Annotated in this window: 21 protein-coding genes; all 21 read right to left on the reverse strand. The window is 43.3% G+C overall.

All coding sequences use genetic code 11. From position 1 onward, the window contains the following. Nucleotides 1–4: 4 nt before the first annotated feature. Complete coding sequence (locus HQM11_12160; protein MBF0351777.1) at nucleotides 5–1,549, reverse strand: adenylyltransferase/cytidyltransferase family protein; 1,545 nt, start codon at nucleotides 1,547–1,549, stop codon at nucleotides 5–7. Next, nucleotides 1,533–2,339, reverse strand: coding sequence for a nucleotidyltransferase family protein (locus tag HQM11_12165; protein ID MBF0351778.1), 807 nt, complete (start codon nucleotides 2,337–2,339; stop codon nucleotides 1,533–1,535). The genes HQM11_12160 and HQM11_12165 overlap by 17 nt, the downstream gene beginning before the upstream one ends. Then, nucleotides 2,339–3,325 (reverse strand): SDR family oxidoreductase, encoded by a 987-nt coding sequence (locus HQM11_12170; protein ID MBF0351779.1) that lies wholly within the window; start codon nucleotides 3,323–3,325, stop codon nucleotides 2,339–2,341. The genes HQM11_12165 and HQM11_12170 overlap by 1 nt, the downstream gene beginning before the upstream one ends. A gap of 11 nt (nucleotides 3,326–3,336) precedes the next feature. Next, on the reverse strand, nucleotides 3,337–3,897 hold the full coding sequence (locus HQM11_12175) for an SIS domain-containing protein (GenBank protein MBF0351780.1): 561 nt from the start codon (nucleotides 3,895–3,897) through the stop codon (nucleotides 3,337–3,339). A 23-nt stretch (nucleotides 3,898–3,920) separates the two neighbouring features. Continuing rightward, nucleotides 3,921–4,724 carry an SDR family oxidoreductase gene (locus HQM11_12180; GenBank protein MBF0351781.1) on the reverse strand — a complete coding sequence of 268 codons (804 nt, stop codon included), beginning with the start codon at nucleotides 4,722–4,724 and terminating at the stop codon, nucleotides 3,921–3,923. Then, complete coding sequence (locus HQM11_12185) at nucleotides 4,721–5,431, reverse strand: acylneuraminate cytidylyltransferase family protein (protein MBF0351782.1); 711 nt, start codon at nucleotides 5,429–5,431, stop codon at nucleotides 4,721–4,723. The genes HQM11_12180 and HQM11_12185 overlap by 4 nt, the downstream gene beginning before the upstream one ends. A 2-nt stretch (nucleotides 5,432–5,433) precedes the next feature. Next, nucleotides 5,434–6,357 carry a Gfo/Idh/MocA family oxidoreductase gene (locus HQM11_12190; protein ID MBF0351783.1) on the reverse strand — a complete coding sequence of 308 codons (924 nt, stop codon included), beginning with the start codon at nucleotides 6,355–6,357 and terminating at the stop codon, nucleotides 5,434–5,436. A gap of 9 nt (nucleotides 6,358–6,366) precedes the next feature. Further along, a complete protein-coding gene (locus tag HQM11_12195) occupies nucleotides 6,367–7,428 on the reverse strand; it encodes a nucleotidyltransferase family protein (protein MBF0351784.1) in 1,062 nt (353 codons plus the stop codon). Then, complete coding sequence (gene neuC, locus HQM11_12200; protein ID MBF0351785.1) at nucleotides 7,425–8,600, reverse strand: UDP-N-acetylglucosamine 2-epimerase (hydrolyzing); 1,176 nt, start codon at nucleotides 8,598–8,600, stop codon at nucleotides 7,425–7,427. The genes HQM11_12195 and neuC overlap by 4 nt, the downstream gene beginning before the upstream one ends. A 27-nt stretch (nucleotides 8,601–8,627) precedes the next feature. Continuing rightward, a complete protein-coding gene (gene neuB, locus HQM11_12205) occupies nucleotides 8,628–9,638 on the reverse strand; it encodes an N-acetylneuraminate synthase (protein MBF0351786.1) in 1,011 nt (336 codons plus the stop codon). Beyond that, nucleotides 9,638–10,270 carry an acetyltransferase gene (locus tag HQM11_12210; protein MBF0351787.1) on the reverse strand — a complete coding sequence of 211 codons (633 nt, stop codon included), beginning with the start codon at nucleotides 10,268–10,270 and terminating at the stop codon, nucleotides 9,638–9,640. The genes neuB and HQM11_12210 overlap by 1 nt, the downstream gene beginning before the upstream one ends. Nucleotides 10,271–10,275: 5 nt before the next feature. Then, the gene (locus HQM11_12215; protein MBF0351788.1) at nucleotides 10,276–10,695 is read right to left on the reverse strand and encodes a clan AA aspartic protease; all 420 of its coding nucleotides are present in this window, start codon (nucleotides 10,693–10,695) and stop codon (nucleotides 10,276–10,278) included. Between the two features lie 57 nt (nucleotides 10,696–10,752). Then, a complete protein-coding gene (locus HQM11_12220) occupies nucleotides 10,753–11,934 on the reverse strand; it encodes a LegC family aminotransferase (GenBank protein MBF0351789.1) in 1,182 nt (393 codons plus the stop codon). Continuing rightward, complete coding sequence (locus HQM11_12225) at nucleotides 11,927–13,060, reverse strand: NAD(P)-dependent oxidoreductase (GenBank protein ID MBF0351790.1); 1,134 nt, start codon at nucleotides 13,058–13,060, stop codon at nucleotides 11,927–11,929. Before HQM11_12225 ends, HQM11_12220 begins: the two co-directional genes overlap by 8 nt. Nucleotides 13,061–13,140: 80 nt before the next feature. Then, the gene (locus tag HQM11_12230) at nucleotides 13,141–13,599 is read right to left on the reverse strand and encodes a hypothetical protein (GenBank protein ID MBF0351791.1); all 459 of its coding nucleotides are present in this window, start codon (nucleotides 13,597–13,599) and stop codon (nucleotides 13,141–13,143) included. Next, a complete protein-coding gene (locus tag HQM11_12235) occupies nucleotides 13,596–13,877 on the reverse strand; it encodes a nucleotidyltransferase domain-containing protein (protein MBF0351792.1) in 282 nt (93 codons plus the stop codon). The genes HQM11_12230 and HQM11_12235 overlap by 4 nt, the downstream gene beginning before the upstream one ends. A 63-nt stretch (nucleotides 13,878–13,940) precedes the next feature. Next, the gene (locus tag HQM11_12240) at nucleotides 13,941–14,417 is read right to left on the reverse strand and encodes a Uma2 family endonuclease (protein MBF0351793.1); all 477 of its coding nucleotides are present in this window, start codon (nucleotides 14,415–14,417) and stop codon (nucleotides 13,941–13,943) included. 67 nt (nucleotides 14,418–14,484) lie between these two features. Beyond that, on the reverse strand, nucleotides 14,485–15,495 hold the full coding sequence (locus tag HQM11_12245) for a kinase (protein ID MBF0351794.1): 1,011 nt from the start codon (nucleotides 15,493–15,495) through the stop codon (nucleotides 14,485–14,487). 523 nt (nucleotides 15,496–16,018) lie between these two features. Further along, entirely contained in the window at nucleotides 16,019–16,558 is a 540-nt protein-coding gene (locus HQM11_12250; protein ID MBF0351795.1) for a hypothetical protein, read from the reverse strand. Nucleotides 16,559–16,562: 4 nt separating this feature from the next. Beyond that, a complete protein-coding gene (locus HQM11_12255) occupies nucleotides 16,563–16,829 on the reverse strand; it encodes a helix-turn-helix domain-containing protein (protein ID MBF0351796.1) in 267 nt (88 codons plus the stop codon). A 144-nt stretch (nucleotides 16,830–16,973) separates the two neighbouring features. Beyond that, the gene (locus tag HQM11_12260; GenBank protein MBF0351797.1) at nucleotides 16,974–17,906 is read right to left on the reverse strand and encodes an NAD(P)-dependent oxidoreductase; all 933 of its coding nucleotides are present in this window, start codon (nucleotides 17,904–17,906) and stop codon (nucleotides 16,974–16,976) included. Nucleotides 17,907–18,095: the final 189 nt, after the last annotated feature.

Raw genomic sequence — 18,095 nt, forward strand, 5'->3', positions numbered from 1 at the left:
TACCTCATGACAAAATAGGTTGAAGATAATGGAGATATTCACGCAATTGTTGATGGGAAACAGGTATGTTCCCAATGTTTCTGACGGCCAGAGCGGCCACACACGCACCTAAAGCCGACGCTTCAGGCAAACTATGTCCTGTACACAAACTAACCGCCAACGCTGATATCAATGAATCGCCAGCTCCTGCGACATCCACAGGATTGGTCGTCATGGCAGGAAAGTGCTGGGATCGAATAAACTCATTCCCCTGTTCCTTGCTGTAGGCAATGAAACCATTAGCGCCTAATTTCAAAACCAGATTTCTTGAATCAGTTTTTTCCATGAGCGTATGGGCAATCCATTCGACACCATCCTCATTATTCCCCAGCGCGATACGCGCTTCTTTCTCAGTGGGGCACAAAAGATCAAATTGCTTGAATTTAGACACATCACCAATTTGGGAACTGCACTGAAGATCGCCAAATAACCTGAGGTGATGTTTCTTTGCCAGGTCAAGGATGACTTCCTCGATTCTGGGCGTGATCACACCATAAACAAAATCACACACCAGGATACCATCCACCTCAGGCGCAAGTTTTCTTAATTTTAAAATAATCTGGTCTTCAATGCTTTCAGGAAGGGAATGTTCTTTGAGTCTGCTGACTCTGAAGAGTTTCTGATGTTCAACCATATATCTGATTTTAAAAGTAGTTGGTCTGCTTTTGTCATCAAATAAATGATATTGAATTCCTTGCCGTTCCAGTTCTTGTCGGACCATTGTAGCAGGAAGATCCTGTCCGACCACCGATACATATTGACACTGAGCGCCCAGAGCCTTGACATGGGCCGCCACAATGGCCGCTCCGCCAACAAATTCTCGTGTCTCGAGTTCTCGAACCACCAGTACAGGAGCTTCAGCACTCATCCCCAAAGCATCACAAGCAACATACTGATCAACAATCGTGTCACCAATAACCAACATTCGACAATTGGAAAATACATCGAGTTGTTTTTCCAGTTGTTTCATATTAATTCCCTGTTTTACACAGGCATAATGAAATTGCTGCAATCGCTCACGTTCCAGTTCCTGTAAACTTCCATGCAGCAAATCAGCGGTGGCATATCGAACATCTCCGGCATGAAAAATAACCTGGCCGCCCAACTGATTCACCAAATCAATCTGGTTCTGGATTTCAGAACGTCTCTCTTCCTCAAACTCCTTCCCTAAAACAACAATTTCAGGACATAGCCCGGAAATGATGTCTTCAACACTTCCTTGTTCTATCGCCACCACATAATCCACAGAATGGAGTGCGTTCACGCCTTGTAAACGCTCTGTAAGAGAATAATAGTGAGCCTTGTATTTATCAGCAATGTGAGTTTCACCTAATACACCCACAACTACAATCTGCCCCAATCCCTTGGCATATTCGAGAAAACGCAAATGTCCGGGATGAATGACATTGAAGTGACCATAACAAAAAATCACTTTTTGATGATTTTTTTTCCAGGATTGACGTTGTTCAACCAGATTGGAAACGGTGATGATTTTAGATTGAAGAGTCATAAAGCAACTGATTTATGTATTGATGGATAGGATGTTGTTCAAACTTTTCTTGCCAGACTGTCGAGGGAAGTTCTTCAAAGAAAAATGGAACAGGATCATTTTGTACAGCTTTAAAATTGGGCAGGGTGCCAATATCCCGATGGCACAGATCATTGTGCCACGTCGCGATGTTCCCTATAAATTGAGGAAGAATCTGAGTGCTCATGTCTGTTACATCAGAAGGTTGTTTCAACAACCACTCCAGGATGTGATGATCCAGAAAATAGACTGCGGCGTTCGCCAGATTCCCGGGAGGGTTTTTTACTTTTTCATGAAACTCCCGGACAACTCCCTGAGGGTCCAGTTTGACAATACCACAAGCATGAGGAATCGTGGTGCTGTAAGTCATCATGGTCATCAATGTTTGAGGAGGTCTGCGTGTCTGGTGATAATCCAGAAAGTCCTGGAAATCACAACAACAGTAATTATCTGTATGAATTAACAGGATATCATGTCCCTTGAAAAAATCCGCATTGGCCCGAAGTGTCCCGGCTGTGCCCAGCAACACGGGTTCGTAGCTGGTTTCCACCCAGCCTTCATATTGAGGTTGCTTCAGAAAATCCCTGAAGGGTTCCGGAATATAGTGCAGGTTCACCAGTACGCGTTCAATTCCTGAACGCCTGAGTGTTTCCAGCCAATATTCCAGAAGGGGTCTTTTTCTGACAGGCATCAGACATTTGGGCCAGAGATCCGTCAATGGCCGCAAGCGTGTGCCTAGCCCTGCTGACAAAAGCAATGCGCGAACTCCCATTAGCCCTCTTTACCCAAATAGCGAAACCAATCTTTGGTCGCATCAGCAATTTTGTCCGGTGTCCAGACGGGTGCCGCTCTCCAGTAATCAATATTTTCCAGGAGGGAGGCTACGCCTTGTTCAATAGAAACCTTGGGTTCCCAGCCTAGTTCTGTACGGATTTTGGTCATATCAGCAAAAGTACAGTCTGGTTCTCCAGGCCGCTTGGGAATATGAATTTTCTCTCCTTGTAACAACTCTACCAGACGATTGACAGAAATCGTTTTTCCGCTGCCAACGTTATAGATTTCCTGTTTTTTATTGCTTTTTGCCGCAGTAAGCACGGCTTGTGCCACATCCGTCACATAGGTAAAATCACGGGTTTGGTTTCCATCCCCTACAACAGTATAAGGTTTTCCCGCCAGTTTTTGAGCCAGAAACACCCCCAGGACGGCTCCATAGGTTCCTGAAGTTCGTGAGCGAGGACCATAAACATTAAAAAAACGTAGAGACAATGCCGGCAGGTCATAAACCTGTGCCCAGTGCATGACCAGTTCTTCGCCAATGCGTTTCGTCAAGGCATAAGGATATTGGGGACGAATGGGCGCATCTTCACGTGTAGGATAATGATCAGGAATGCCATAGCAGGAAGAAGACGCGGCATAAACAAGTCGTTTGATTCCATATTTTGAAGCGGCCTGCAATACATTGAATGTACCATCCACATTGGCACGGAAATAGGCTTCAGGATTCTGAATCGAGGGAACAATATCCGCCAGCGCCGCGATATGGAAAACCCAATCCACGCCATCAAACTTACTTTGCCATTCCCCTTTGATTCCCAAATCACATTCCATCAGCTCAATTTTGTCTGCGACATGTTTCAAATTATCGGGTCTTCCCGTACTGAAATTATCCAGTACCATAACCTGATGCCCTTCTCTAACCAGAGCATCCACGAGATGACTACCAATAAATCCTGCTCCGCCTGTAACAATTGTCTTCACGTTGATTCTCCTTAAACGGGATTTGCAAATAACCACTGCATACACATGTGTCCCACCACCATCTGCAAATCTTCTGAAATCTGCATGTCAGCAATGGGGAAATGAATAGGAATCTGTGCAAGCTTCAAGGCTTTTCCACCGCTATAACCCAGAATGGCAAACGTTTTCATTCCCATCGAATTACCAACTTCCAACGCCTTCAGGATGTTGGGAGAATTACCGCTACCGGACAAGACAATCAGTACATCATCCGCTTGAGCTTTCACGCGCAATTGCTGGGAATAAATTTCTTCGTAGGAAATATCATTGGCCAGACATGTCAAGATCGCAGGATTGGCGGGAAGTGCTTCTACACGTAATCCTAACCCCGTATTTTTTGCGATCCCATAGATATAATCATTGGCCAAATGAATGGCATTTCCCGCGCTTCCTCCATTGCCGCACAAATACACATGATGCTGTGTTTTCCATGCTTCCCGAAGCGTCATTGCCAATTGATGAACAGGCTCCCAATCAAAATTTTTGAGAGTTCCTTCCAATCGTTCTACATAAGCCTTATAGAGTTCAAGCATATTTTCCTGTCGGTTGTAGTTAATCACCAGGCAGTCCACCCGCCATCCACCATAAAATTCTGTCCAGTAACATACTCTGAAAGGTCACTTGCCAAAAAGGCAATTATTCCTTTAAAGTCCTGTTCTGAAGCCATTCGCCCCATCGGGGTCAGTTTGCAATATCGTTGATGAAACGCTTCAGGCTGGTTACGCCAGATGCCCCCTGGAGAAATCGCATTGACCCTGATATTTGGCGCAACATTGGTTGCCATCCAGCGTGTGAGTTGAATCAATCCGCCTTTGCTGGCGGCATAAGCTGCGGGATTTCCCATGGAGGTTCCTTCATACAGACTCATATTAGGTCCGACAACACCATAAGTAGAGCCGATATTTATGACCGAACCATGCCCTGAGGCTCGCAATAAATCCAGACAACTTTGTACCAGGACAAACGGCGCTGTCAGGTTTACTTCCAAAGCACGACGCCACGTTTCACTGGACTGCTGATCAAATGGAACACCCCAGCCTTTTAATTGTGAAGTTCCGACAAACGCGCTGTTATTGATTAAAATATCAAGACGTCCAAAATGTTTCTGTATCTGATCTTTCAGACTCAAGATTTCCTCTTCTTTTTCCAGATCCAGAACAATCGGCAACACTGGTACAGAATGTTTACTCGCCAGAGATTGAGCCGCCTGTTCACACGCGTCTCGCTGTATATCAACCAATACAACATGAGCGCCTAATTCAGTCAGTGCTTCCGCAAAGGTTTGCCCCAAGTGCCCAGCCCCTCCTGTAATGACAGCAACTCGCCCTGTTAAATTCATCAGTTCCTGTATGCTTTTCATGTTAATTTCTCCTGTCGTTGCAATAAAAATTCGGCCATTTCCAAATCCAGTGGCGTATCGATATCAATCGCTCTTTCCGTGGGAATCATCACGGCCTGAAGTTTACCCTCAAAAATTCCCTGTGCGTTCATAATGAATGACGGACGGCTCACATAGGCTACCGTGGTCATATCGAATATCTGAAACGGGACATCTTGTCGGCGAATGACTTTTTTTTCCAGAGACATGGCCAGTTTTATTTCACCAGAGGGTTCCACCCTGACCATATTGAAAGCCGGATGACGTGTGGTTGGGGTGATTGTAATCACCATATCCGCATCAGAATTTAATAGTTTTTCAATGCAGGCATCCACATCCTGGACACTTCTGAGTGGAGAGGTGGTGGGGAGACTGACAAAAACATCAGGATAAGGAATGTCCCGCTGTTTTTTTAGTTCTTCCAGGGCGTGCTGCCAGGCGTTCCATTCCGCAGTATTGTCCTGAGCCAGTTCCGCCGGTCTCATGAATGGAACTTTCGCGCCTGCCTGTTTGGCACACTCTGCAATCTGGATACTATCCGTTGAAACGATTATTTCCTTGATAAACCGCGATTTTTTCGCAGTTTCAATGGAATAATGAATCAGTGGCTTTCCATGGAGGGGAATGATATTTTTATTGGGAATACCTTTGGAACCACCTCTGGCAAAAATAAAACCTGTCACATTCATGGCTACTGAACTCCGTTGATGATCCGTTTGCCTTCTCGCATTGATAATTGTGCTTTTTCAATCAATTCCAATATTGCCAACCCTTCCTGAAAAGAACATACAGAGGATTCCTGACCTTCAAGAATGGTCTGATGCATGAACCGATATGTATCATTTCGTTGTACCGGAAATGACAACACTTCCTGACCAATGGTCAGGGTATTATTGACCAGGTCTGCTTTCATACTCATATTTTCGGTCACACAAATAATTTCTCTCCGGGTTTGATGATCCAGGTAATTCATCTGGATGGTCACCAGTGGGCATCGCTCGGTCTGTAGCATGAGAGCATAAGCATCTGTTCCCTGAATTTCTAACGGACTGATGTGTCCTCCCAAGGCTGAGACGGTTTGCCAAATGCCTGTTAACCAAAGAACATAATCGAGTTCATGACTCAGTTCATAAAGAACGCCCCCACCTTCAGCAGAAGACGCTGAGGAAGATTCACACAATCGATAATCCCGGGCAGGACGCCAATTCGGAAGATAGGACCCTACATACACGTGGAGGCACAATATTTTATTTTGATACAACCGGTTTTTGAGTTCCTGGATCACTGGATGAAAACGCAAATTATATCCGACCCGAGAACTGGCGTGCGACATTGTGGATGTCGGTAAAGATGCGAATATAGGTTTTTCAATGAGTATTGTTCCTTGATATCCTTCGGCTTGAAGGTGAAGAAATGTGGTATAGTGCTGTGGGGTGGCATTCGAAATGACGATATATTCAAAATGATGAAGATTCTTCAATTCATTCAGCGAATGACATACCGGATAAGGGATATCCTCTCGTTGTGAGATTACATGAATTTCATGCCCCAACTCATGTAAAACAGTAGCATGCCGTTCTCCAATCGAGCCATAACCAATAATCAGGATTTTCATGACTGCCAATCAAATGGAGGAAGTGGAAAAATATTCATGAAATTCGCCATTGGCTCTTTTGAAATCCTCAACCTGACCAATATCAATCCAGTATTCTCTGATGGGAAATACTACTGTTTCCAGGCCAGCATGCATTAACTTCTGAAATAATTGTGGCATGTCAAAAAAATAATGGGATGGAATATAACTTAATGCAGGCGATGACAATACATAAATACCCGCATTCACAAAAAAACGTTGCACAGGTTTTTCTTCAATAGCTTGGATACGATAATTCTCAATCTGTACCACTCCATAAGGAACCTGAAAATCATATTCCCGAACACACATGGTGGCGATAGAGTGATGTTCCCTATGATAGTTCAGCAGGTTGATAAAATTGACTTTAGTCAGAATATCTCCATTCATGATAATCATGGGTAATTCAGGCGGATTATCGATAAGACTCAATGCGCCAGCAGTACCCAGGGGGTCTTTTTCTTGCAAATACCGGATTTCTATCCCTTTTTTGGAGCCATCCCCAAAGTATTCCCGAATTTGCTCACCCAGATAGTTGATGGAAATATAAAAACGATAAAAGCCCGCATCAATGAAGTTATCCAGAATTGTTTCCAGGAGTGGTTTTGATCCAACTTTCAACAAAGGCTTGGGGCAATCTCTGGTCAGTATTCCCAAACGTGTTCCCAATCCACCTGCCATCAATACCACCCAGTTGTCATAACGGGCGGGTTTCAGCATTTCATCCAGCAATTTCAATCCAATGACACGTTGGTCTTTGTCGAGTATGGGAATTTGGTGGATTTGCTTTTGCTTCATCAAAGAAAAAACCTGCTCCTCAGAGTCATCCACTGAAGCTGTTTTAGGGCTCCGTGACATCACTTCGTCGAGAGGATGCTGCAGCGTAAACCCTTTGAGCAACCCTCTACGAATGTCTCCATCGGTCACAGTTCCCAAGAGATGATTCTCTGAGTCAACAACCATAACAATTTGCAAAGCCTCACGCTCCAGCAACTGAATAGCGTCTTGCAAGGTTTGTGAAGATTGAAGAAGGGTTTTATGCCAGTCTTTCATAAGTCATTTTTCTCCGGAAGATCATGGAATGATTTTTTCAGAATCCCCACTAATGGAAAACTTTTCAGGATAGTTTTGATCTGGGTGGAAGCACCACCTTCTCCGTATGGGTTATGGACTGATTTTAGTTTCGTTTGAAATTCTGGAGAAAAAAGTTGTTCCATCGCTTTTAAAATTTGTAATTTTTGGGGAACACAATCAATGACACTTTCGGCTTTGATCCGTCCTTTTTGACGATCCCCGATATTGATCGTTCCAATTCTGAAACTGGGAGCTTCACATAGGCCACTGGACGAATTTCCGATTACCGCATCCATAAATTGCAACGCTGAGAGATATCGAAGTTGTCCTAATGAGGTAAACGATATAGAGGTTTGGGGATGCTCTGCTGTGTATTGATCTATCATGCTGCTGATGATTCTTCCATCCGTGTCCGCATTGGGTTTGGTAAAGATAAGATGGGTTTCTTTTTGTTCTGACAGGGCTTCCAGCAATTCATTCATTTGCCCTGCAGATGTTTGATTTTCCAAAGTAACCGGGTGAAAAGTAATCAACAAATTTCGGGTTCCCAGCTTAAAACCAATCGATTGTTCCAACGCGTCTCTGGAAAGTAATTTAAGGCGCTGGATATTATCAATACCCAAGCCTCCTACATTAAAAACTCTATCCGGTGATTCACCCAACTGAATCACACGCTTGCGATATGCTTGAGTTGCGACAAAATGTAAATGCGACATTTTTGTGACAGCATGTCGGATAGATTCATCAAAAGCACCTTCTGTAGTTTCTCCGCCATGTAAATGAGCAATAGGGATTTTTGTAATCATTGCTGCGCTGGCAGCGGCGAATATCTCAAAACGATCTCCTAAAACCACTATAATGTCAGATTTCAACGCATCCCAGACATCCGCAAAGCCAATAATTGCGACCCCGATTGATTTGGTAACACCAACAGAAGTATCAGAGGAAAAGAGCATTTCCACTTTTTTATGAATTGGAAACCCATCTTTCTCAATTTCCTTCCAGGTCAGTCCGAATTCTGGAGAAAGATGCATTCCTGTAACAACCACTTGCAACTCAAGCGCAGGATCTTCCTGAAGCTCTTTCATAAGCCAGTATAACAAGCCATACTCTGCTCGGGAACCCGTAACAACCGCGATTTTTCGCTTCATGATTTGATCCTCTGGTTTCAGAATTTTCTATAATTCAATCAATTCATCTTCCTGGAAATTTCGTATAGCTTTTTTCCCTATAATTTCATCCCACCGCATGGGCGAAATTCCATTGCCAGGACGTTTGACCGTTAAATTATCTTCAGAAAACAACTCCCCTGCCTGGATCACCCGTTTGGCCATAATGGATTTCCGGGCAATGATTTTATTTTTCAGTTCACTGGGGCTAGGATGTTTGATTCCTGTTCCAAACGCTTGTTCTACATTTCTGATAGCCTTAACCATTGCCTTGAGTTCATGAGGTTCCAGACTGGCTTTATGATCAGGACCTTCCATGTTGCGATCCAAGGTGAAATGTTTCTCAATGACTTGGGCTCCCATTGCGACCGCCGCAATTGGGATTTCGATACCATGCGTATGATCCGAATATCCAATACGAACTCCAGGAAAAGCACTGGCTATTGTTTGCATGGCACGCAAATTCACATCCTGCAGGGGGGTGGGGTACTCTGTGTTACAATGGAGAAGTGTGATTTGATCATAAGAAAGCCCGGCCTCCAGAAACACTTGAAGGGTTTGCTCAATCTCTCCCAGCAAGGCCATACCTGTTGAAATAATCACAGGTTTCTTCTTTTTTGCAATTTGACGTAAGTAAGGAAGGTTGGTGATTTCACCGGATGGGATTTTAAACAGCTCAATTCCCAGTCGGTCCAACAATTCAATACTGTCCAGATCAAAGGGGGTGGAAAGAAATTCAATGGAGCATTTCTTACAATGCTCCATTAGAAGAAGGTGCATCTCCTCGTTCAGTTCCAGTCGTTGCAACATCTCCAGTTGAGATTCTTTTTCTGAGGTGGTCTGTGTCTGGTATTTTGCCTTGGGAGCCTGTTTGCTGGCAATATTTTTTGCCTGAAAGGTCTGAAATTTAACAACATCCGCTCCCGCATCTACAGCAACTTCAATCATTTTTTTGGCTAACGCCAGTGAGCCGTTATGGTTGACCCCGGCCTCTGCAATCAGATAAACATGGTCTCTCATTAGGTATCTCCTGTTTGAGGCGGTTTGAGCAAAGTTCCATCAGGGATGTTTCTCATAATGGACATTCCACCTCCAATCAAGCAGTTTTGACCAACTGTGATATATTCCCTGGTAACGCTATTGCTACCAAGAAAAGTTCCCTCACCGATGCAGGTTCCCCCGTTCACAATAGCTCCTGTGGAAATATGGCAATGATCCGAGATCAATGCATCATGCTCAATCAAGGACTTGGAGTTAAGAATGCAGTTGCATCCAACCTTGGATCCAGCATTCACAACACTCCCGTGCATTACAATAGAGCCTTCTCCAACAGAAGCATGAGGGGATACGTAGGCTCTTGGGGAAATAATCACTGGGAGGGGGGCCTTCAAACGCTTGAGCATCTTATAGAGATTCTGTCGGGGGTTTGGGGTTTTAATATGTCCGATTGTAATCAGGAAGGAATATCCTTGCTTTACAAGCTCAGGAATTTGCTCATCCTGTCCAATGATAGAATACCCTAATACTGTTTCTCCCAACCTGGAGGGAATATCAAGAATCCCGGCAATCGTAAACTTGTCCTCTTGTTCAATCACATCAATACAGGAATGACAATGTCCGCCACCGCCTACAAGAATCAATGATTTCTTCATAAAGATTACTTCAATGGTTTTTTAACCACATAAGGATTTTCAGGATTTACAACCAGTTTTTGTTGTCTGGGATCAATCAGAACATCCATATCTTCCATCGGAATAGCACCCAGAAGCACTTCTGAATCTCTTGGAAGAACCATGGCCCGAACAGTAGTGGAACGATTTTGAAATCGCACTTCTACAGGTACCACCACATCCAGACAAATTCGAGTACCATCAGCTAACTCAGCAAATTGTTCATCCACTTTTCTCAAATCCAGTTGCGTCCGAATATCCTCATTCAGGGCAAGCATATAAGCCCCGGAATCCACCAAAGCTTTTACTTTCATTTTTCGGACTTTTTTAGGAGAGAGCAGGCCTTCTTCCACTAAAACCAGATCTGCTCCTCGCACAATTTCAATATCAGCATAAACCAGTCCCATTAAGCACTTTCAATTCAATAGTTTCTCAGTTTTACAAGGGAACGAATCCCACCCATTTTACCTTTCGATAGAATCAATCAAGTGTGAGCTACTTGGAATATTGATCAAGCGTTGTTCGATACTTTCCGCAACAGACAATCGCATTTTGGGACAAGACTGATACATGGGCAATTTATGAAGCAATGTCCATGCTGGACGGGTCATGATACCGATGTCATTTGTAGCGGCCAATATTGAATCCCGTTGGGATGCATAGTCGGGTTCAAGAAGAATCGCATTGAGCCAGTAGTTGCTCCTGGTGTTCACAGGCTCTCGAACAAAATGAACCCCCGGAATGTTTGAAAAAGCAACTTCATAGAGTTCAGCCAATTTACGTTTTTTATCCAGAAAAGAGGGTAGCTGTTCCAGTTGCGCGCACCCTAAAGCTGAGTTTAGATTTGGCAACCGATAGTTGTACCCTGACTGATCATGAAAATATTCCCAACGATGTGGAACCTTTGCCGTAGTTGTCAGATGTTTTGCTAATTTAGCTAATAGCGGGTCTGAGGTCAGAATGGCACCGCCACCGCCGGTTGTGATAATTTTATTTCCATTGAAACTCAGTGACGATACTTTTCCCCAGTTCCCGGTATGCCTGCCTTTATAAAAACTTCCCAGGGATTCTGCGGCATCCTCAACCAGCACCAACTTAAATTTGGCCGCAAGCTCTGTCAATGCATCCAGATCGGAAGGATGTCCAAACGTATGCATGGGAACCAGTGCCTTTATTGGTCTTTGGGTTTGGCGATTGAAACAACGATTATCACGAACATCCGCGAACTCATCCAGATAGGCGTTCAACAAAGGAACATCTATCCCAAGATTCACTTCATTGCTTTCCACAAAATGAGGAACGGCCCCACAATAAGCCACAGCGTTGGCCGTTGCGACAAATGTCAACGAGGGAATCAGAACTTCATCGCCCTGTTCCACACCAACCAGTTTGAAGCAGATATGCAACGCCGCGGTTCCATTGACGGTCGCCACAGCGTATGGACTTCCTGTAAACTCTGCCAGTTTCTGCTCAAACAGATCCACATACTTGCCAACAGAAGACACCCATCCAGTATCCAGACATTCTTTCACATAGACCCATTCATTCCCCTGAAATACAGGCTCATGAAGTGATATAAATTCACTGGTGGGCAAAACACTCTTGATTGCCTGAACTATTTCTTGAACAAAGGAAGACTTACTCATACTGAATTTCGTAATTCCCATAATAATTTCGGTTGGATTCAACCTGATCAAATAAATGTTGATTTAACGCACTAATAACCTCTTGGACGCCATCTCCAACAGTATAAATTGGCTCAAAGTATAGAGCTTTTTTTATTTTCTGAAAATTGACACGGTAATTTCTGGGATCACTTCCTTGTTCCTTGTAACTGACCTTTCCTTCAGGAATATACTTCAGGATTTCATTAATGATCATTTTCTTGGTGTAATTATTAGCTTCGCCTCCGGCATTAAATACTTGGAAGGCAACTCTTTCCTGGGGGGCTTCCAATGCCCTTCGAATAATCAAAGAAAAATCTTTAGTATGACAATAAGGACGCCACGTGTCACAATCATAGACCAGCAAATCATGTTTCAAATAGAGTTCACGGACGAACTCACTCACGCTCAGATCAAACCGCATTCTCGGCGAAAGACCAAAAGCTGTCGCAAATCGGAAAATGACCGGACAGTAATCCACTTTTCCCTGAAGACTTAGCAAATGCTGTTCCGCAGCAACTTTTGCTTTAGCATAGAGAGATAAAGGTGTAAGTTCATAATGTTCATCAGCCAGTGCATTCTCCGGAATCAACCCATAATTGGAACAGGTTGAGATCAGAATTACCCGATTTAAATTTTTCCCATTAAGTTGATCAATAAGCTTCTGAATGCCTGCACTATTAATTTTATCAGAAGCTAGTGGATATTTCTTTGTAATGGGATCTCCCACTAACCCTGCCAGAATAACCACATCGGTAATACCTATTAAGGATCGCTCCACAGTGTCGCTATCGCACAAATCACCATGCATGAATTCATAATCAGGATTAGACAGGTAGGGCAAAATGGCCTGCTGATTCTGATATATCAATAAATCCAGAGTTCGCACCTGGTATCCCCCTCCCAACAGGTATCCTGTCAAAACACTGCCTATATATCCCCCACCACCTATCAGTAAAACTTTACGTTGATGGACATCAGGATGCAGTTTATAAAAACGGATGGCTTCATTGAAAATTTCGACCTGATAGGATTCTGGTAAATTTTGATTTAACTCAAAAGCGGATTGTTGAGCTTGATTGATTTGGTGTCGTTTTAATTTAGGCATAAATTTGATTAATCAAGAAGGAATTGAATTAAAAAATTGTAAAGGCAAAAACCACATTTTCGGACAGTCTCCTGACAGGGTTATGTGATGACGGGATATTTATCATGAATGTAAGCCTCTGTGTTTTGAACAATTTTCTGTAAATTTGGAATGAGACTCATGGTCATTTGAAACAATTCAATCAGATTGGTTCTTTCATACTCATGAGCTATCTGATTGCGTAATTCTCGAATCAAGCGAACCTGATCCACAGAATCAATCAACGCCCGTTTGTGCATCCGATTCATGACATCGATCAAGGTTCCACGATCCTGAAATTCAACTTCGTCCAGGCTCCGAAATATCTTTTGCAGCAACAGATCACTTAATCGGGAAAATCTTGATGTCAGCGCCTCAAGATGATCATAGTCCTCCTCGGAATAGATTTCTTTATTCAACAGATCGAGACATATTCCATAGGACCGGTTAAGCCAGTGAACAGCTTCTTTTAACTTCAGCAGATGTTCATGCAAGATCGCGATGCGATCCGTTTGGGTCATAGGAGAATCCCCTCATTCATCACCATTTTTTGAAAGGTGGTGTGTGCCTGTTCCGTTACAAGCAGGTCAATTTTTTGTTCACCTAATTGGTCGTATAAGCGTAATTTGATGTTGAGTTGCTCTTTCAATCCAATTTTTTTGGAAAGCACCAGCAGATCGATATCGCCCCCCTTGGCATCATCGTTGGTCCGAGAACCAAACAGATAAATTTTTGTGTCTGCGTCAACGGCATAAATGGTTTGTTTGATGGTCTGAATCTGAAAATCCGACAATCTCATGAAACCTCTTTAAACTTCATTTTTCGTCTGCCTGGGGATATCCCCAGGTTTCGTTGCAAGGATTCAATATTCGATATATTGAGGACAATCCGGCACCATTCTGGAAGTCGGCAGTTTATCTTCCGGATCGAAAAAACTCATATTCCCTTGTTCATCACAAATCCAGACCTCCTTGGCCCCTTTTTCAAAATAGAGTGCGGCCTTATTCAACATTTTTGTCCAACTGTTGCTGGGAGATTTGACCTCAATACAAATTTCAGGCGCAACCGGAGAGGCCTCCTCCTCCTTGACCTGTTCAAAAAGCTCGTCGGAAATCCAGACAACATCGGGTGATTTAACGTTATCCACCGTCATGACCGGAAATTCGGGAGGACATATTCCGTGAAGTAATAATTTTTCCAATAAAACCTGAATACGCCTTACATACACGGAATGCCGCACCCGTACAGGACTCATAACGATATCGCCGTCCCTGTTCAATTCAATTTTATAGGGGAGATCCTGTAAACAGGGATCATTACACACTTCCAGCCAGTTCATAATTTTTGCCAATGCGAATTATTAGCCGTTGAAATACCATGTCATTTCAAAAGTGAAACAACGTTCATTAATCATGATAAATAGGATGAGTGTTCTGAACAATAACACGGGTTCCTTCCATGTCAATCTTGAAGGGGACCCAGACTTTAATGGAGGACAGAGCCTGTTTGATGGCCTCGTGTTTTTGTGGGGGCGCCAGAAAAAAAATAAAACCACCACCGCCTGCGCCCATCAGTTTTCCGCCAAAGGCCCCTGCTTTTCTGGCTGTCTCATACAAATCATCAATATGATTATTGGAGAGATTATGGGTCAGTTGACGTTTCATTCGCCAGCTTTTGTCCAACAAGGAGCCAATCAACTCTAGGGAGTCATTCCGAATAAACGCTTTGAGGGCATCCTGAGCCAATGACGAAATTTCCGTCAAAATATCGGAAGACTTACATTGCTTGATATTTTCAATGTGGGTGTGGGCATATTGGGAGGATTCTCGACTGATTCCACTGAACCCCAACAAAATATGATTTTCCAGTGCGTTCAGATAATCCGGCGGAAGAATCAGGGGCCTTGTGGTGTAACGGTCACCCGGTCCCATTTCAATAATCTGCATCCCGCCGAATGCCGCCATGATCTGATCCTGAATACCCACGTGCTCGCCAATCAATCGCTGTTCCACATGGATGGCTTCATCCGCCAATTGACGTTGAGAGACCATCCTGTAATTCAGAGCATGGAGCGCATGGAGCAGTCCCACGGTAAAGGAGGAGCTTGACCCAATTCCGGAACGCGCAGGAAGGTCGCCAACATTATGAATTTCCAAACCATCTTCAATATTGAGAAATTTGAGACAATGCTTGATGGAAGGATGGATGATTTCGTCAACGGACTGCACTGATTCGATTCTGGAATAAACGATCCGAGTCTTGTGCTCAAAGAAAGGCGGTAGTTTTCTAACAGTCAAATAACAATAACGGGCAAGCGCGGAAGCAATAATCACTCCACCATGCTGTTCGAACCATGGACGATAATCAGTGCCTCCCCCAAAGAAAGACAAGCGATAGGGCGTTCGAGTGATGATCATAACATGCCTGTTATGCTTTCCATGATTCATAGAACCAGAAATCGGTCTTCATTCGACTCTCGCTTGAGAAATATTTGGGTATCACGCAATGTTTCAGTTTTCCTGAAATCGACATGATGAACAAGGCATTATTTCAGTTTTAGTGGCTTTGGAACGCTCAAACAAAATGATTATGCGTCAAAGTTTTCTGTTTTATTTTTCGAGGGTTCCTTGCCCTGCAATCATACACATATTGCAGGTTTTTTTTCCGTAGCGGAAACAAGGAAGTTATCGATTCGTCTAACACCAGAAAACCTGAATTGTGGCAGACAGCGCCGACGATACCAATATTCCGCAATGCGATCTTAAACGCATATAATTCTCGTACCATGTCTTCGAAAGACCTGAATTACGAATATAAATTTTGGCCAAGCTTCGCCATTTGCCTTACATTTCGCTACAGGCAATAATAAACAGAGTTACGTTAGAGCTGTCATCCTGATAATACAATCGGCTATCTTTAGCTTATTACAGCAAACAATGTCTATTGGACAATTGTCAGATAAACCGGGTCTTGTTCCAATGGTTCTACATGGTCTGGATTGACTTCAATCGCAATCGATCCTGGAACTGAGTCTACGCTGATTCGGAGAATTTTTTTATTGATTCGATCCACACAACCTACTAACCCTTTCAAAAGCCCTTGAGTGATTCTTACTCTGTCTCCCACTGCAAACTGAGGCGATTGGACGCATTGTCCTATGTAGTTTTCCAGAAGTCTGAGGTTGTCAATTTCATTTTGGGGTACTGTGAGTACGGATTGACTGGTTTTCAACAATTCAATCACACCGAGCGTTTTTAAGAGTTCCAGATGAGTTTCAGGATTCAGCAGGGTTTGTACAAACATGTATCCATTAAAAATCGGTTTGGTTAAAAGTTTTTTCCGATCTTTTCGCTGACTCCATTCCTGATATGTAGGGTTGAAAATATGGAATTGTTTATTCTTAAGCGCACGCTCAACCTGCTGGTTGAATTTTGTACGAATGCGCATCACATACCAGCTTTCGTGTGGGTTGTAATTCATCGGATTACTTTGAGCTTTCTTCGTGCAAAGAATCTTCAAGATGATGAATCACCTCTCTGCTTTTACGATAAATATCTCGAGCTGTTTCATATCCTGATTCGGGCAACACAACCCGTAACAATTCAGCACCTATGATACGATATTGTCCGCCAACTTTTGCGGCTCGAATCACGCCTGTTTTCAATAGTCGCATCATGGTAGTGCGAGAAATTTTCAGCAATTTTTCAGCTTCTTCACGGGTGTAGACCGCATTTTCTAAAATTTCTGGCATAATCCTCATCCCAATATTAATTGTTTAATATGATTCAAGGATGTATCAAGATGTATCAAGATGTCAAGAAATTTTCTGTAACAGGATTCTTTCTTTCCTTGTAGAGATAAATGTAACCCATGCTTACTACTACGACTGAAAACCTCAAATATTGGCATATTGGTTTCTGCGAATCACCTGATACCCCTTGATCAACTCCTGAATCCCCATATCAAGAGATACCGACGTGTGATATCCTGTGGATTCAATGCGTTCATTGCTCACAATGTAATTCCGTTTATCCGGGTCTTCTCCAATCTCTGAGATCACATAATTAAAATCTGGAAGATGTTTTTTGATGGCCTCGCACAATTCCAGTTTACTCAAATTAGCATCAGAGAGTCCCACATTGAAGGGGCGTCCTTTCATCTGATCGTACTGATCAATCGCATGCATAAATACTCTTGAAGCATCACGGACATGCAGATAATTTCGTTTGAAATGGGGTTCAAACAGCACTACCGCACGATCTATTACCGCTCGATAGGTAAAATCGTTTACCAGCAAATCAAGACGCATTCGTGGCGACACGCCAAAAACTGTTGCAAAACGAAAAGTAACGCATTCTCCTTGATCCAATAAATAGTTTTCGAGTTCAACCTTGAGGCGACCATATAGTGAGACTGGATTCAGCGGAGAATTTTCATCGCAGTGAAGACCTTCCTGTCCCACACCATACCCGCTGTTTGTATTCGGAAAAATCATTCTTTGTTCTTTGGACTTTAACGAATGGATTATTTTGACTGCTTCCAGATTCACGGCTTTGGCCATCTGAGGTTCTTTGTTGCATAAAGGGGCGCCGGTGAGACAGGCTAACGGCAAAATGGCATCCGCTTTTTTGACTTCCTGAGCCAGAAGCTTCTCATCTCTCACATCGCCTCTGATAATGGTGAGTTTTGACTGGTGACAACAATCCAGCAGTGATGATTGTCCATACATAAAATTATCTATCACGGTAACAGCATCCCCCCGGTTCAACAGCATTGGAACCAGAACAGAGCCAATATAGCCTGCGCCTCCTGTAACTAACACTCTCATCAGTACCTCATAGAATTATCATTGCGTGCTTTGGTTGCTTTTCCGATTAATTTTTAGCCTGTCTATACTTTCTCACCTGAATTGATTTGAAACAGGGAATGAGCTATCTTCTTTATCAAGAAAGAGAGGTAGCTATGGAACTATTCCCCGCATTAATCTTGTTGTACCTGGACCAGTTAAGTCCATGTT

It is taken from the genome of SAR324 cluster bacterium (assembly GCA_015232315.1).
Lineage (GTDB): Bacteria > SAR324 > SAR324 > SAR324 > NAC60-12 > JADFZZ01.

Excerpts from the sequence above, each read along its gene's own strand:
- HQM11_12245 (MBF0351794.1), bottom strand. The coding sequence starts at position 15,495 with ATGATCATCACTCGAACGCCCTATCGCTTGTCTTTCTTTGGGGGAGGC.
- HQM11_12235 (MBF0351792.1), bottom strand. The coding sequence starts at position 13,877 with ATGAGATTGTCGGATTTTCAGATTCAGACCATCAAACAAACCATTTAT.
- HQM11_12175 (MBF0351780.1), bottom strand. The coding sequence starts at position 3,897 with ATGCTTGAACTCTATAAGGCTTATGTAGAACGATTGGAAGGAACTCTC.
- HQM11_12230 (MBF0351791.1), bottom strand. The coding sequence starts at position 13,599 with ATGACCCAAACGGATCGCATCGCGATCTTGCATGAACATCTGCTGAAG.
- HQM11_12190 (MBF0351783.1), bottom strand. The coding sequence starts at position 6,357 with ATGAAAATCCTGATTATTGGTTATGGCTCGATTGGAGAACGGCATGCT.
- neuB (MBF0351786.1), bottom strand. The coding sequence starts at position 9,638 with ATGAGAGACCATGTTTATCTGATTGCAGAGGCCGGGGTCAACCATAAC.
- HQM11_12240 (MBF0351793.1), bottom strand. The coding sequence starts at position 14,417 with ATGAACTGGCTGGAAGTGTGTAATGATCCCTGTTTACAGGATCTCCCC.
- neuC (MBF0351785.1), bottom strand. The coding sequence starts at position 8,600 with ATGAAGCGAAAAATCGCGGTTGTTACGGGTTCCCGAGCAGAGTATGGC.
- HQM11_12260 (MBF0351797.1), bottom strand. The coding sequence starts at position 17,906 with ATGAGAGTGTTAGTTACAGGAGGCGCAGGCTATATTGGCTCTGTTCTG.
- HQM11_12210 (MBF0351787.1), bottom strand. The coding sequence starts at position 10,270 with ATGAAGAAATCATTGATTCTTGTAGGCGGTGGCGGACATTGTCATTCC.
- HQM11_12195 (MBF0351784.1), bottom strand. The coding sequence starts at position 7,428 with ATGAAAGACTGGCATAAAACCCTTCTTCAATCTTCACAAACCTTGCAA.
- HQM11_12225 (MBF0351790.1), bottom strand. The coding sequence starts at position 13,060 with ATGCCTAAATTAAAACGACACCAAATCAATCAAGCTCAACAATCCGCT.
- HQM11_12165 (MBF0351778.1), bottom strand. The coding sequence starts at position 2,339 with ATGGGAGTTCGCGCATTGCTTTTGTCAGCAGGGCTAGGCACACGCTTG.
- HQM11_12215 (MBF0351788.1), bottom strand. The coding sequence starts at position 10,695 with ATGGGACTGGTTTATGCTGATATTGAAATTGTGCGAGGAGCAGATCTG.
- HQM11_12250 (MBF0351795.1), bottom strand. The coding sequence starts at position 16,558 with ATGAATTACAACCCACACGAAAGCTGGTATGTGATGCGCATTCGTACA.
- HQM11_12255 (MBF0351796.1), bottom strand. The coding sequence starts at position 16,829 with ATGCCAGAAATTTTAGAAAATGCGGTCTACACCCGTGAAGAAGCTGAA.
- HQM11_12185 (MBF0351782.1), bottom strand. The coding sequence starts at position 5,431 with ATGAATGTGACAGGTTTTATTTTTGCCAGAGGTGGTTCCAAAGGTATT.
- HQM11_12160 (MBF0351777.1), bottom strand. The coding sequence starts at position 1,549 with ATGACTCTTCAATCTAAAATCATCACCGTTTCCAATCTGGTTGAACAA.
- HQM11_12180 (MBF0351781.1), bottom strand. The coding sequence starts at position 4,724 with ATGAAAAGCATACAGGAACTGATGAATTTAACAGGGCGAGTTGCTGTC.
- HQM11_12220 (MBF0351789.1), bottom strand. The coding sequence starts at position 11,934 with ATGAGTAAGTCTTCCTTTGTTCAAGAAATAGTTCAGGCAATCAAGAGT.